Raw genomic sequence first — 15,885 nt, forward strand, 5'->3', positions numbered from 1 at the left:
ATGAAGAAGATTATCAATCCATGGAAAAATATGGAAGGTTACAACTGTTTCGGTTGCTCTCCTGATAATGAAGCTGGTGTAAGAATGGAGTTTTATGAAGATGGTGACGAGGTGGTGAGTATTTGGAAGCCGCGTCCGGAATACCAGGGCTGGTTGAATACGCTTCATGGAGGTATCCAGTCGGTATTGTTGGATGAAATATGTGGTTGGGTGGTATTTCGTAAATTGCAAACCGGAGGAGTGACGTCAAAGATGGAAACTCGTTTTCGTAAATCCATATCCACTAATGATACACATGTAGTACTGCGCGCTTTTCTTAAGGAACAAAAGCGTAATATCGCTATTATAGAAGCGAGGCTTTACAACAGTGTGGGAGAACTTTGTACAGAAGCTACGTGTACATATTTTACTTTTCCACAGGAAAAAGCGGAAACAGAAATGTATTTCCATCATTGCGATGTGGAAGCAGAAGAGATTTTGCCACTAATTTGAAAGAAAAAACAATTTTTTTGTGATAAATCCTTGGATATTACGATGGGATACTTTACTTTTGTCGCATTGAAATAAAAAACATGAAGAATATCGTTGCACATCATCACCATCATCATCCTGACGAATAATTCGGTGGGCGTATGAGTGTATGTGTATAACGTAGAACATAGATAACGAGGCTTACCGGATATTGGTAAGTCTCGTTTTTTATTTTCAAGTATTTAGGAAAATAATTTGAATACTATATTTAGTAAATAATTAAATTATAAATAAATAGTTATGTTAAGAATTGCCGTGCAAGCTAAAGGTCGTCTTTATGAGGAGACGATGTCTTTCCTGGAAGAATCGGATATAAAATTGAGTGCAACTAAACGTACGTTGCTGGTACAGTCTTCTAATTTTCCTATCGAAGTGTTGTTCCTTCGGGATGATGACATTCCACAAACAGTGGCGACAGGGGTTGCGGACATTGGTATAGTCGGTGAAAATGAGTTTATGGAGAGAAATGAAGATGCTGAAATTATCAAGCGTCTGGGTTTTAGTAAATGTCGTCTCTCATTGGCTATGCCCAAGGATATTGAATATCCCGGCATAAAATGGTTTGATGGGAAAAAAATAGCAACATCCTATCCCGGTATACTTTCCAGCTATCTGAAAGAGCAAGGGGTAAAAGCTGAGATACATGTGATTACAGGTTCTGTAGAGGTTTCTCCGGGTATCGGTTTGGCCGATGCTATTTTTGATATAGTAAGTTCCGGTTCTACTTTAGTAAGTAATCGTCTGAAGGAAGTGGAAGTCGTGATGAAGTCTGAAGCGTTGCTCATTGGTAATAAGAACATGAGTGAAGATAAGCAAGAGATTTTGAAAGAATTGCTTTTCCGTATGGATGCAGTGAAAACAGCTGAAGATAAAAAATATGTGTTGATGAATGCACCAAAAGATAAGTTGGATAAAATTGTGTCTGTACTTCCAGGTATGAAAAGCCCGACAGTGATGCCATTGGCTCAGGAAGGTTGGTGCTCTGTACATACAGTGCTCGATGAAAAATGTTTTTGGGAGATTATCGGTAAGCTGAAAGCGTTGGGGGCAGAAGGGATTTTGGTATTGCCGATTGAAAAAATGATAATTTAGGAACTTTGCCAGGTGTTGCGTCCCTAAATTCTCATTTATATAATGTTAAAACTGATAGATATGATTTTAATAACCAATCCTGATAAATCACAGTGGACCGAGTTACTGGAACGTCCGGTGATGAATACTGAAAATCTGTTCGATACGGTACGGAATATTATTGACTGCGTAAAGTCTGAGGGTGATCGTGCTGTGTTGAACTTTGAAGAGAAGTTTGATAAAGTGAAGTTGTCTTCCCTGATTGTTACAGATGAAGAACAACAAGAAGCAGAAGTTTTGGTGGGTGAAGAATTGAAAGCCGCCATTCGTCTGGCCAAACAAAATATAGAGATATTTCACGCTGCACAGCGCTTTGAAGGTAAGAAGATAGAAACCCAACCGGGAATAACCTGTTGGCAAAAAGCTGTAGCTATCGAGAAAGTAGGATTGTACATACCCGGAGGTACAGCACCTTTATTTTCCACTGTATTGATGCTTGCCGTTCCGGCCAAGATTGCAGGATGCAAAGAGATAGTTCTCTGTACTCCTCCGGGAAAAGATGGAAAGGTACATCCTGCTGTATTGTTTGCCGCAAAAGTAGCGGGTGTACACCGGATATTCAAAGCTGGTGGCGTGCAGGCCATTGCAGCTATGGCATATGGTACTAAAAGCGTGCCTAAGGTCTATAAAATATTCGGACCAGGTAACCAGTATGTCACAGCTGCCAAACAGTTAGTAAGTTTGCGTGATGTAGCAATAGATATGCCTGCCGGTCCGTCCGAGGTAGAAGTATTAGCGGATGAAACAGCTAATCCTGTATTTGTTGCCGCTGATTTGTTAAGCCAAGCTGAACATGGCGTGGATAGTCAGGCAATGCTGATTACTACTTCTGTAAAGCTGCAACAAGCAGTGAAAGACGAAGTAGAGCGCCAACTTACTTTGTTGCCCCGCAAGGAAATAGCAGAAAAATCACTTGCTAATAGTAAACTTATCGTGGTTCGTGATATGGATGAGGCTATCGAATTGACAAATATCTATGCTCCTGAACATTTGATTATTGAAACTGGTAATTATATGTCTGTGGCAGAACGTATAGTGAATGCCGGTTCGGTATTTTTGGGTTCTTTGACTCCTGAGAGTGCGGGAGACTATGCGTCGGGTACCAATCATACCCTGCCCACCAATGGGTATGCCAAGGCATATAGCGGTGTCAGTCTTGATAGCTTTATACGTAAAATCACATTTCAGGAAATCAAGCCTGAGGGAATACGTATTATAGGAGCTGCCATTGAAGAAATGGCTGCCAATGAGCATCTGGATGCACATAAGAATGCAGTAACCGTAAGGCTTGAAGAGTTGAAACTTAAAAATTAATATTTGATATCGTAAATATCATGATGAAGACATTAGAACAATTGACCCGCCCCAATATCTGGCGTTTAAAACCTTATTCTTCGGCACGAGATGAATATAAAGGTGTAACTGCATCCGTGTTTCTTGATGCCAATGAAAATCCTTATAATTTACCACATAACCGATATCCTGATCCCATGCAGTGGGAACTGAAAAAAGAGTTGGCAAAAATTAAAAAAGTAAGTCCTGAGCATATCTTTTTGGGAAACGGCAGTGATGAAGCGATTGACCTTGTATTTCGTGCTTTCTGCGAACCGCGTATTGATAATGTGGTTGCCATAGACCCTACATACGGTATGTATCAGGTATGTGCGGACGTGAATGATGTGGAATATCGCAAGGTATTGTTGGATGATAACTTCCAGTTTTCGGCAGATAATTTGTTGGCGGCTACAGATGAGTATACGAAACTTATTTTTCTTTGTTCTCCCAATAATCCCACAGGTAATGACTTGCTTCGTAGTGAAATAGAGAAACTACTTTGGAGGTTTGACGGATTGGTAATATTGGACGAAGCATACAACGACTTTTCGGAAGCCCCTTCTTTCCTTGAAGAACTGGATAAGTATCCTAATCTCATCATTCTCCAGACTTTCTCTAAAGCGTGGGGATGTGCTGCTATCCGTTTAGGTATGGCATTTGCCTCACAAGATATTATCACTATTTTTAGTAAGATAAAGTATCCTTATAATGTAAACCAGTTAACACAGAAACAAGCTATTGAAATGTTGCACCGCTATTATGAAATAGAGCGATGGGTGAAGATGTTGAAAGAAGAACGTGAACATTTGGAGGCGGAATTTACAGGATTGCCTTGTACTGTTGAAGTATTTCCGTCAGATGCAAATTTCTTCTTGGCTCGTGTGACAGATGCCGTGACGATTTACAACTATCTGGTAGGCGAGGGTATTATTGTTCGTAACCGTAATTCTATTTCACTTTGTGGAAACTGTTTGCGTGTAACTGTAGGTACTCATGTTGAGAATGAAAAACTGATCGAAGCATTGAAAAAGTATAATATATGAAGAAAGTACTTTTTATAGACCGCGATGGTACACTGGTTGTCGAACCTCCTATAGATTATCAGCTTGATTCGCTCGAAAAGTTGGAATTTTATCCGAAGGTGATGCGCAATCTTGGTTTTATCCGTAGCAAATTGGATTTTGAGTTTGTAATGGTTACCAATCAAGATGGTTTGGGTACGGTTTCTTTTCCGGAAGAGACTTTTTGGCCAGCTCACAACTTGATGATGAAGACATTGGCAGGTGAAGGTATCACTTTTGATGAGGTATGTATTGATCGTAGTATGCCTGAAGATTTTGCACCGACACGTAAACCTCGTACCGGCATGCTTGTTAAATATTTGAATAACCCGGATTATGATTTGACAAACAGTTTTGTAATTGGTGATCGTCTTACGGATGTAGAACTGGCTAAGAACTTAGGATGTAAGGCTATTCTTCTTCAAGAAAATATGAATATACTGAAATCCGGGTTAGAAGGTGGCGGGACGAACTCTGAAGATTTTGGAGAGGTGTGTGTACTCGCAACAAAAGATTGGGATAAAGTGGCTGAATTCCTTTTTGCCGGTGAACGAAAAGCGGAAGTACGCCGCACAACAAAAGAGACAGATATTTATATAGCTCTCAATCTGGATGGAAACGGTCATTGCGACATATATACAGGTTTAGGTTTTTTCGACCACATGTTGGAACAGATCGGTAAGCATGGTGGACTAGACTTGACTATTCATGTGAAAGGTGATTTGGAAGTAGACGAGCATCATACTATAGAAGATACTGCACTTGCTCTCGGTGAATGTCTTTATCAGGCGTTGGGAAACAAGCGGGGAATTGAACGCTATGGATATGCATTACCAATGGATGATTGTCTTTGCCAGGTATGTCTTGATTTTGGTGGGCGTCCGTGGCTGGTATGGAATGCGGAGTTTAAGCGTGAGAGAATAGGAGAGATGCCCACAGAAATGTTCCTGCATTTTTTCAAATCACTGAGTGATACCGCTAGGATGAATCTTAATATCAAAGCAGAAGGACAAAATGAACATCATAAGATAGAAGGTATTTTCAAAGCTTTGGCAAGGGCATTGAAAATGGCAGTAAAGCGAGATATCTATCATTATGAATTGCCAAGTTCCAAAGGAGTATTGTAAATACTCGTTTATCGTCCGTAAATGAACAGGGGGAGTGTCCGATATCGGACACTCCCCCTGTTTTGGCCTTTTCCGGTCATTTGGCACACTCTTTGCTTTTCTTTTCGCGATTATTATTATGCTCAAACATGAAAAACTTTTTTTTACTTGCAGTTTATTTTTTTATACCGTCGGTGCTTTTTGCGCAAAACGATTCGATGGTGCATGAACGCGACATTACTTTGGCAGAAGCCATTGCATTGGCGCGTACTCAGTCTGTAGATGCTGCTGTCGCTTTAAATGAATTGAAGACCGCTTATTGGGAATATCGTACATTTCGTGCGGATTTATTACCCGAAGTGAATTTTACGGGTACATTACCTAATTATAATAAATCCTACAGTGCTTATCAGAATTCGGATGGTTCTTATAGTTTTGTCCGTAATAATACACTGGGACTATCTGGTACATTGTCTATAGACCAAAATATTTGGTTCACAGGAGGTAAACTGTCTTTGGCCTCTTCACTTGATTATCTCAAACAGTTGGGCTCTAACGGAGATAAACAATTTATGTCCGTCCCTATTAGCCTTGAGTTGACACAACCCATTTTTGGTGTGAACAATTTGAAGTGGAACCGTCGTATTGAACCTGTCCGCTACGCCGAGGCAAAAGCTGCATTTATCTCTGCTACGGAAGAAGTGACAATGAAGACCATCACTTACTTCTTTCAGCTATTGTTGGCTAAAGAAGCATTGGCCACAGCACAGCAAAACAAAGAAAATTCAGACCGTCTTTATGAAGTAGCGATTGCTAAACGCAAGATGGGACAGATTTCTGAGAATGATTTGTTGCAACTCAAGTTGAATGCATTGCAAGGAAAAGCGGATGTGACGGAAGCAGAAAGTAACCTGAATGCAAAAATGTTTCAGCTCCGTTCTTTCCTTGGGGTATCCGAACAGGAAGGACTAAATCCTGTATTGCCAGCTTCTGTTCCTAACATAAAAATGGCGTATGATTATGTGTTGAATAAAGCGTTGGAACGTAATTCATTTGCCCAAAACATCCGTCGCCGTCAGTTGGAAGCCGATTACGAAGTGGCTACTGCCCGTGGAAACCTACGGAGTATCGACCTTTTCGCCAGTGTCGGTTACACGGGGCAAAACCAAGAACTCTCTTCTGCTTATCAGGATCTGCTGGATAACCAGATAGTGAAAGTAGGTGTGAAAATTCCTATCCTTGACTGGGGAAAACGTCGCGGAAAGGTTCGGGTAGCCAAGAGTAACCGTGAAGTCGTTTTATCTAAGCTCCGTCAGGAACAAATGGATTTTAATCAGGATATATTCTTGTTGGTGGCCAATTTCAATAATCAGGCACAACAATTGGGAATAGCGGCAGAAGCGGACATCATCGCTGAAAAACGTTACAAGACAAGTGTAGAGACATTTATGATTGGTAAGATCAGTACGCTTGATCTGAATGATGCCCAAAATTCAAAAGATGAAGCACGCCAGAAGCATATCTCGGAACTTTATTATTATTGGTACTATTTTTACCAGCTCCGTAGTCTGACGCTTTGGGATTTTGAGCGGAATACAGAGTTGGAGGCGGATTTTGAAGATATCATTAAAGGATAATCGTCACAACAGATTACGTGAATTTATACCGATTATAAGGAAAAATGATAAAAATCCGTATAAATCTGCGTATTCTATTGTGAAATCGTTACTTTTGTCCAATACAAACTACAAATATTTATGATACTGATAGTAGATGATGATAGTGCCGTACGCTCTTCACTTAGTTTTATGTTGAAGCGTGCCGGTTATAATGTGAAAGTAGTTTCTGGTCCTCGTGAAGCTATTGATATAGTCCGTGCTGAGGCTCCTGCGTTGATATTGATGGATATGAACTTTACCCTTTCCACTACAGGAGAGGAAGGACTTACGCTGTTGAAACAAGTAAAAGTATTCCGTCCAGAAGTTCCTGTTATTCTGATGACTGCTTGGGGAAGTATTCAGCTTGCCGTACAAGGTATGCAGGCGGGTGCTTTCGACTTTATCACCAAACCGTGGAACAATGCTGCTTTATTGCAAAGGATTGAAACTGCTTTGGAACTGACCGCTGCTCCGAAAGAAGTGCTGGAAGAGCAAAGTAACGTTCTGAACCGCAGTCATATCGTTGGTAAATCTCAGGGATTGATGGAAGTTTTGAATACCGTGGCACGCATAGCTCGCACCAATGCTTCCGTATTGATTACAGGAGAGAGTGGTACGGGTAAGGAATTGATTGCCGAAGCCATCCACATCAATAGTCAGCGAACGAAACAACCTTTTGTGAAAGTTAATCTTGGTGGTATCTCCCAGAGTTTGTTTGAGAGTGAAATGTTCGGTCATAAGAAAGGTGCGTTCACTGATGCCAGTGCTGACCGTATCGGGCGGTTTGAGATGGCAAACAAAGGCACTATCTTCCTGGACGAAATAGGTGATCTTGATCTCTCTTGCCAGGTAAAACTGCTGCGTGTGCTTCAGGATCAGACATTCGAGGTGCTGGGCGACAGCCGTCCTCGTAAAGTGGATGTCCGTGTAGTTTCAGCTACTAATGCCGACTTGCGTAAGATGGTTTCCGAACGGACTTTCCGTGAAGACCTTTTCTATCGTATCAATCTGATTACTGTAAAGCTTCCATCCTTGCGCGAACGTCGTGAAGATATTCCTTTGTTGGCGCGTCACTTTGCCGACCGTCAGGCTGAAATCAACGGACTGCCCCGTACCGATTTCTCAGCGGATGCATTGAACTTCCTTTCACGTCTGCCTTTTCCGGGCAATATCCGTGAACTGAAAAATCTAGTGGAACGTACAATTCTGGTTAGCGGCAAATCTGTGTTGGATGCTTCTGATTTTGACGCGCAGTATTTACGCCATGACGAGCCAGCTAAAGCGGCTGAAGGAACTTCATTTGCCGGAATGACACTTGATGAAATAGAGCGGCAAACTATTCTGCAAGCGTTGGAACAACATAAGGGTAACCTCAGTCAGGTAGCTTTATCATTGGGCATCAGCCGTGCCGCACTCTATCGCCGTTTGGAGAAATACAATATAATCGCTTAATTACATGCGCATTAAATTCTTCTTCTTTATTCTCGTCCTCTTTCTACTCGGTTTGGGTGGAGCGTTGCTATATCTGGCGGGAGGGATGCAAGTCACTCACCTGTATATAGTAGAAGGACTCATTGCATTCATTTTGATTTATCTTCTTGTGTTCTACCGTAAGATTGTAAAGCCCATGAATACCATCGGTAACGGTATGGAATTACTGCGTGAACAGGATTTCAGCAGCCGTCTTAGCCTGGTGGGGCAGTATGAAGCCGATCGTATTGTGAATATCTTCAACCGGATGATGGAGCAATTGAAGAATGAACGGCTGAGAATGCGCGAACAGAACCATTTCCTGGATTTATTAATACAGGCTTCTCCGATGGGAGTTATCATCACTACATTAGACGGTGACATTTCCCAATTGAACCCCATGGCATTGAAGATGCTGGGTGTCCGCTTGGAAGAAGCGATGGATAAGCAACTGGAACTAGTGGATTCTCCGTTAGCGGTCGAGTTATCTGATATTCCCAAAGATACCACGGCGGTCATTCGCCTGAATGACGCTAATATCTATAAATGTACTCATTCTTCTTTTATAGACAGAGGTTTCAAGCATCCTTTCTATTTGATTGAACGCATGACGGAAGAAGTGATGCGCGCAGAAAAACGTGCTTATGAAAAGGTGATCCGTATGATTGCCCACGAAGTGAATAATACGACGGCAGGCATAACTTCCACACTAGATACGGTGGAGCAAGCGCTTTCTACCGAAGAAGGGATGGAAGATATTTGTGATGTGATGCGTGTATGTACGGAACGTTGTTTTTCCATGAGCCGGTTCATCACCCGTTTTGCCGATGTGGTGAAGATACCCGAACCGACCGTAGCTCCTGTCCAGCTGAATGAGTTGGCGGCTATGTGTAAACGTTTCATGGAAGGTATGTGTAACGATCGTAACATTAATTTACGTTTAGAATGTGATCCTGAAATCGGTAAGGTGCGTCTGGATGCTTCCCTTTTTGAGCAGGTTTTGGTGAATATCATCAAGAATGCAGCCGAGAGTATTGAGGGGGTAACTGAAAAGTCAATAGAACATGGCGAAATCATAGTAAGGACCATTGCTCCCGCTTCCATAGAAGTCGTTGACAATGGTCCTGGAATTAGTAAAGAGGCCGAAGCTAAACTCTTCAGCCCCTTCTTTTCCACCAAGCCGAACGGGCAGGGAATTGGCCTGGTGTTTATTAGGGAAGTGCTGAGTCGTCATGGTTGTGCCTTCTCCCTGCGTACTTACAATGATGGGCTGACTCGTTTCCGTATATTGTTTAATGACTGATTATTTTTTCCACTCCTTTGCATACTCATCCAATATTCTTTTGATGCCCTGGCCGATGATGACATAGTCTTTTTCGTTCAGATTGGCAAGCGAGGCACGTATACTCCATTCCGGCCCATCGAAACCGCCACCATTCAGCAATACGAGGGAGGTTTCTTTGGCAAGGCGGAAGACGACATTTAGGGGGCTGTAAGTTTTCTTCAAGTACTCCACAAATTTGTCACCATGGAATTTCTTTGCCCAAACCAACATATCGATTTCAGTATAATAACCTACACGCAGTGGATCTTCTGCTAGGGTGAAACCGGTATTGTCCCATAGAGCATGTAGACGACGAAGAATGATTTCCTGCATTTTCTGCTTATATTTATTCTCTTTGTCGAGCAAGGCAAAAGCTGCGAACAGGCTCATCTGCATCTGTTGCGGCAATGAAAGACCGGCGGTATGGTTCAATGCTACCTGTCGACTGTCTGCTACCATGCGATCAATGAACTTTAATTTCTCAGGATGTAACGTGAGAGTGGAATAACGACGGTTCAAAATTTCCCGTTTTTCTTTTGGTAATTTGGATATCAGCTTGTCGAACAGATTGAACTCGTGTAAAGCTATCACGGCATCACGCCATCCGGTAGCTCCGAAATATTTAGAAAATGAGTAGACACATAGTGTGTTATAAGGGATTTCTGCCATAAATGAACGGAAATGTGGACTAAAGGTACCATAAACATCGTCCGTAATAATCATTAGATTAGGGTTGTCTTCACGTACAATGTTCACGATACGTGCCATGGTCTCTGGGCTAAGGGCATAGCTGGGTGGGTTGCTCGGATTAGTTACGAAAAGAGCTTTGATTGCCGGATTTTTCAGGCGGTCTATATCTTCATCACTGTATTGCCACAAGTGTAGTCCATCCTTTGTCATACGGTTGGCGTGTAGTTCCGTCATCTTGAATTGATAACGGTTCAACTGCGGAATTTCGATATAAGGAGTAAAGGTAGGAACCATGAGAACAATTCCATCTCCCTTATTTAGCAAAAAGTTTTCTTGTAATGAATCGAATATATAGCACATGGCGGCTGTTCCGCCTTCTGTGGCAAATAAATCGAAAGTCCCACGTGGCGGACGGTTGTCACATAGCTCCTGATTTAAGTAGTCGCGTACGAGGATTTCGGTGAAGCTCAGGATACGGTCCGGTACGGGATACTGGTCACCGATAACACTTTCCGCCCACTCGTGAACAAGACTGTCAGGGTCTACGGCATGTTCCATTAGCATGTAATTATAGGTTTGTTCCAGCAGGGAAGCTCCTGGTTTATAGGTATTACTCTTGAGGAATAACTCGAAACGGGAAGCAATACCTTGCTTTTCGGGAATTCCGGCAATACCTTCCGGCATGTACATCACCCGGCGGCATTCTCCCAATCCGAATTGTCCCAAGAGAAAGAATGCTTCGCGTGGAACGGTAGCAATCCAGTTCGGATTACCACGTCCGGCATTCAGCATGGTTCGGGCACTCTTTTTCAGACTTTCGTCTGCCATGTCTATAAGGCGGTTTTTCAGCTCAAAGGGGCTGATATTTTCCATTTTCTTTTCTAATAGCTTGGTATCCATATCAATCTGTTTTTAAGTTCTTATCTATTTATTTCTTGGTTCTCTATAAACTAATTCTTAGTAACTCAATATTTATTTCTTAATATATTCATGGTTAGTTTCTTCTAAGTTTGGCTTTTAAATCAGTAAAACGATGACTACTCCCCATATTATAAGTAAGGTGTTACCTACGGCATATGTCACGGTGTAGCCCAGAGCCGGAGTTTCACTTTCTACTGTATCTTGGATGGCTCCTAAGGCGGCTGTGGTAGTACGTGCACCGGCACAACATCCCAAAGCAATGGCAGGATGGAACTTAAAGAGGTATCTTGCCAGCAGAAGTCCGATAATCAGCGGTAGGGTGGTAGCTGCCGCGCCTGCCAGGAACAGGCTGACACCTACGTCACGGAAACCTTGCACAAAACTGGGACCTGCCGCAATACCTACTACAGCAATAAACATATTCAACCCGACATTATTCAGAACCCATAATGAAGGTTCAGGGATACGTCCGAATGTAGGATGCTTGCTCCGTAACCAGCCGAAGAACAAACCGGCAATCAGTGCCCCGCCACTGGTACTCAGACTGATGGGGACTCCTCCGATATGGATGGATAATGCTCCAAACAATCCACCGATAAGAATACCGAGACCAACGAATATCATATCTGTCTGGTGGGTAGGACGGTCTATGTAGCCCAGAGACTTGGCTGCCTTTTCCACTTCTTGTTTGGTCCCTACCAGTTCTATGACATCACCTGCGTCCAATACAGTCTGTGCCAAGACGGGAATTTCTATTCCCGTTCTTTTGATGCTACGAATACTTACACCATACATGAACTTTTCTCTGCGGACAACGGATATTGTTTTTCCCGCAAATGTTTTTCGGGTTATCATAACCGGTAGAACTTCTGCCGGGAAATCAAGCAATTGTGCGTCTAGAATTTCGGGACCTATCCAGTCTTCTTCTCCGATAACATATTCGCGCCGACCGCTCAATACCACTTCATCACCTATTTCAAGGACTACATTCGGACTTACTTCTTCGATGACTCCCGATTTACGTAATCGTTCCACGAATAACCGTTTATCTTGTTGTTGGAAATGGACTTCCAAGTCAATTACTCTTTTTCCTTTCTTGAACCATTCGTTATCTATCCGGTAAGCTCGGAAAGTTACAGGACGTGCAGCAGGCATAAAACCCGGTTCATCTGTTTGTGAATTGCCCATTTTGGCTTCCAGCTCTTTGCAGGCAGCTTTCACCTTTTCCAGTCCGCCCAGCATTTTGGGGCCGATGGACGATAATACCCATGCCGAACCGGCAGTTCCGAATATATAGGTCACGGCGTATGATACCGGGATGATGTTAGCATAACTTTGTCGTTGTGCCTCGTCCAGTCCCATACCTGCCATTGTATCTTCGGCAACTCCTATTACGGCAGAAATTGTTTGGGAACCGGCAAGTAACCCCGCGGCTTCTCCCATATTATATCCCATCATCAAGGCGAGTAACCAGGTTACTAGTAAAATGGATACACACATCAGTACAGCAAAACCTACCTGTGGTAATCCATCTTTTTTCAACCCACGGAAAAATTGAGGGCCTACTTTATATCCCACCGCAAATAAGAAAAGTAAGAAGAATACCGCTTTGATAGGACCGGGTACGGCAATATTCAATTGCCCCACAAGAACTCCAACAAGCAATACGCTAGTAACAGTTCCTAATGTAAACTTACCGATGCGTAGTTTCCCAAGCCAAAATCCCAGGAAAATCGTGAGGAAGATGGCTAGTTCGGGACGTTCCCTCAATTGATTAAAAATCCATTCCATAATTAAGTTTTTAGGTTGTTCTGATGTCTCTTTACGTCGTTTTCGCTATACAACGGCTTTTAACGGGAAGTGTTTGAATTAAAAGTGGTTTTTTAGAACATTTATTCAGTAAAACTGAACTTTTAGGAAAAGTTTTCTTCCGTACCTTTGCAAACTAAATTGATAAATGGGAATTTAGGAGTATTAGACTCTTGAATCATCATTTAATATAGATGTAGATAGGTATGAGGTTGTATATTAGGGCTTTTCTGTTCATGATAGTTATTGTTATGCCGTTACGTGCGCAATATCTGGTACAAGGAGTTGTCACCGATTCGTTGACGAATGAGCCCTTGCCTTATACATCCGTCTATCTAAAAAGTACTACTGAAGGGGGGATGACCAATGACCGGGGATATTTTTCTTTTAAAACCTATCGTCCGGAAGCTATGTTGGTAGTCTCTGCCGTAGGTTACAATGAATATAATCATCTGATCCATCCTGCACGCGGAGAACATTTCAAGGTAGTGCTTTCTCCTGCTACATACGCGTTGAATGAAATTATAGTAAAACCCAAACGGGAGCGATATAAGAAAAAAGACAATCCGGCAGTTGAATTTGTTCGTGAAATGATTGAACGCCGGGATGACTATGCACCGGATGAACGCGACTTCTGGCAACGTGACCGCTACGAGAAAATGACATTTGCCATTAATAATTTTGATAGTGTGAAGCAACAAAAGTGGTTGTACCGCAAATTCAAGTTTCTGGCCAATTATGTGGATACTTCCGCCGTTACCGATAAGCCTGTGTTGGCTGTGTCAAACCGTGAATTATTGGCAACCGATTTTTATCGTAAATCTCCCCATAGCGAAAAACAATGGGTAAAGGCACGACGTCAGGCAGGTGTGGATGAGATGTTGTCACAACAGGGGATGGAACAAGCTATCAGCGTCACTATGACCGATGTGGATATCTATGAGAATAACATTACTCTGTTTACCAATAAGTTTGTCAGTCCGCTTTCCTCCCTGGGACCTTCGTTCTACAAATATTATCTGATGGATACCTTGGCGGTTGCGGGTAAACCTTGTGTCGATTTGACCTTTGTTCCTTTCAATTCCGAGTCATTTGGTTTTACGGGGCATCTGTATGTCATGTTGGATAGTACGTATTTTGTACGTCGTGTCGTGATGAACTTTCCCCAAAAAATCAATCTGAATTTTGTAGATTATATGAAGATTGAACAGAACTTCGATCGTGCGGAAGATGGTACGCGGCAGCTTGTCAACGAAAGTATTACTACCGAATTTAAGTTGGTAGATAATAGTGACGGTATTTATGCCAAGAGGGATGTTTTCTATCGGAATTATACGTATGAACCTACCAGTGAAGCTCAACAGGCTTTTAAGAAACCGGAAAAAGTGATTGAGGCGAAGGAAGCTTCCACTTATTCTGAAGCGTATTGGGATGCCAACAGGCATGTGGTGGTTAGTAAAAAGGAAACATCTGTGGATAAAATGATGGCTCAGTTACGCAGTTATCCGGTATATTATTGGTCGGAAAAGGTACTGAAGGTTCTGTTTACGGGCTATATTCCGGTTCCCAAAGAGAAAGCTCCTTTATTCTATATAGGAATGATGAACACCACCATCAGTGGAAATACCCTTGAAGGGGTGCGCCTACGTGCGGGAGGAATGACGACTGCTTGGCTCAATCCTCATTTGTTTGGAAGGGGATATATGGCTTACGGTTTTCGTGACCATCGGATGAAGGGGCTGGCAGAATTGGAATATTCGTTCTATAAAAAGAAGGAGTATGCCAATGAGTTCCCCATTCATTCTTTAAGGCTGCGATATTTGTCTGATGTAAATCAATACGGGCAGCACTATCTATATACCAGTCAAGATAACGTCTTTTTGGCTTTGAAGCGACAGAAGGATGACCGTATCGGCTATCAGCGAAAAGCGGAACTCACTTATACAAACGAATTTTATTCCGGTTTTTCCCTGCAATTCACTACCCGTTTGCGGAAAGATGAGTCTTCTCGCCTGATACCTTTTATCAAACAAGATGCGGATGAAACATTTGTAAAAAGTATTTCTACCAGTGAAGTGGAGTTGAAATTGCGTTATGCTCCGAATGAGAAGTTCTTCCAGACCCAATGGAACCGTTTTCCCGTATCACTGGATGCACCGGTATTTACGTTGACACATACCATGGCAGCCAAGGGAGTTTTAGGGGGAGATTACACCTATCATTATACCGAAGCAGGTTTTCAGAAACGTTTCTGGTTCTCTGCTTTCGGGTATACGGATGTGATATTGAAAGCAGGAAAAGTTTGGAATAAGGTACCTTTTCCGTTACTTATCATTCCGAATGCCAACTTGTCTTATACCATCCAGCCTGAATCATATTCTTTAATGAATGCAATGGAATTTATGAATGATGAATATGCTTCCTGGGATGTCACTTACTTCTTGAACGGTTTCGTTTTTAACCGTATTCCATTGTTGAAAAAAATGAAATGGCGTGAAGTCCTTTCGTGTCGTGGACTTTATGGGAATTTGAGTAACCAAAATAATCCGGCGTTGAGTGAAGGATTGTTCCGTTTTCCGGCAGGAAGTACTACGATGGGACATACTCCATATGTGGAGGCTGGGGTTGGAATCGAAAACATTTTTAAGGTGCTTCGTGTCGATTATGTATGGCGTTTGACTTACCGAAATTTACCAAATATTGATAAATCCGGGCTTAGAATTAGCTTGCACATGACATTTTAACTTAAATCTTACTAATAGAACATTAAATCGGATAAAAAGACTAATCCCAATTGGGTAAAATACCCTAAATTTGAGCAATTTTTTAAACTCTAAATATAACAATGG

General features: G+C 42.2%; 11 protein-coding genes. 9 read left to right on the plus strand and 2 right to left on the minus strand.

The genetic code is table 11. The features are described from left to right. The 8 genes from C1A09_RS13860 to C1A09_RS13895 all read left to right on the plus strand — a co-directional run bounded on the left by C1A09_RS13860 (nucleotide 1) and on the right by C1A09_RS13895 (nucleotide 9,595). Nucleotides 1–492, plus strand: a complete 492-nt coding sequence (locus C1A09_RS13860; RefSeq protein ID WP_101545233.1) for a PaaI family thioesterase — start codon at nucleotides 1–3, stop codon at nucleotides 490–492. A 279-nt stretch (nucleotides 493–771) separates the two neighbouring features. Further along, the gene (gene hisG / locus C1A09_RS13865; RefSeq protein WP_101545235.1) at nucleotides 772–1,623 is read left to right on the plus strand and encodes an ATP phosphoribosyltransferase; all 852 of its coding nucleotides are present in this window, start codon (nucleotides 772–774) and stop codon (nucleotides 1,621–1,623) included. 60 nt (nucleotides 1,624–1,683) lie between these two features. Beyond that, nucleotides 1,684–2,976 (plus strand): histidinol dehydrogenase, encoded by a 1,293-nt coding sequence (gene hisD, locus C1A09_RS13870; RefSeq protein WP_101545518.1) that lies wholly within the window; start codon nucleotides 1,684–1,686, stop codon nucleotides 2,974–2,976. A 23-nt stretch (nucleotides 2,977–2,999) separates the two neighbouring features. Continuing rightward, the gene (gene hisC, locus C1A09_RS13875; RefSeq protein WP_101545522.1) at nucleotides 3,000–4,040 is read left to right on the plus strand and encodes a histidinol-phosphate transaminase; all 1,041 of its coding nucleotides are present in this window, start codon (nucleotides 3,000–3,002) and stop codon (nucleotides 4,038–4,040) included. Further along, on the plus strand, nucleotides 4,037–5,185 hold the full coding sequence (gene hisB / locus C1A09_RS13880; RefSeq protein WP_101545236.1) for a bifunctional histidinol-phosphatase/imidazoleglycerol-phosphate dehydratase HisB: 1,149 nt from the start codon (nucleotides 4,037–4,039) through the stop codon (nucleotides 5,183–5,185). Before hisC ends, hisB begins: the two co-directional genes overlap by 4 nt. Nucleotides 5,186–5,313: 128 nt before the next feature. Continuing rightward, nucleotides 5,314–6,801: a TolC family protein gene (locus C1A09_RS13885; protein ID WP_101545239.1), complete on the plus strand. Its 1,488-nt coding sequence runs from the start codon at nucleotides 5,314–5,316 to the stop codon at nucleotides 6,799–6,801. Nucleotides 6,802–6,921: 120 nt separating this feature from the next. Beyond that, entirely contained in the window at nucleotides 6,922–8,274 is a 1,353-nt protein-coding gene (locus C1A09_RS13890) for a sigma-54-dependent transcriptional regulator (RefSeq protein WP_101545242.1), read from the plus strand. A gap of 4 nt (nucleotides 8,275–8,278) precedes the next feature. Beyond that, on the plus strand, nucleotides 8,279–9,595 hold the full coding sequence (locus C1A09_RS13895; protein ID WP_101545244.1) for a sensor histidine kinase: 1,317 nt from the start codon (nucleotides 8,279–8,281) through the stop codon (nucleotides 9,593–9,595). Here the strand turns inward: C1A09_RS13895 and aspD are convergent, their stop codons facing one another. Continuing rightward, on the minus strand, nucleotides 9,596–11,206 hold the full coding sequence (aspD, locus tag C1A09_RS13900) for an aspartate 4-decarboxylase (RefSeq protein ID WP_101545245.1): 1,611 nt from the start codon (nucleotides 11,204–11,206) through the stop codon (nucleotides 9,596–9,598). Between the two features lie 117 nt (nucleotides 11,207–11,323). Further along, the gene (aspT, locus tag C1A09_RS13905; protein WP_101545247.1) at nucleotides 11,324–13,018 is read right to left on the minus strand and encodes an aspartate-alanine antiporter; all 1,695 of its coding nucleotides are present in this window, start codon (nucleotides 13,016–13,018) and stop codon (nucleotides 11,324–11,326) included. A gap of 224 nt (nucleotides 13,019–13,242) precedes the next feature. Here aspT and C1A09_RS13910 point away from each other — a divergent pair, with 224 nt between their 5' ends. After that, a complete protein-coding gene (locus C1A09_RS13910; protein WP_101545249.1) occupies nucleotides 13,243–15,780 on the plus strand; it encodes a DUF5686 and carboxypeptidase-like regulatory domain-containing protein in 2,538 nt (845 codons plus the stop codon). Nucleotides 15,781–15,885: the final 105 nt, after the last annotated feature.

It is taken from the genome of Bacteroides cutis, assembly GCF_900241005.1.
Lineage (GTDB): Bacteria > Bacteroidota > Bacteroidia > Bacteroidales > Bacteroidaceae > Bacteroides > Bacteroides cutis.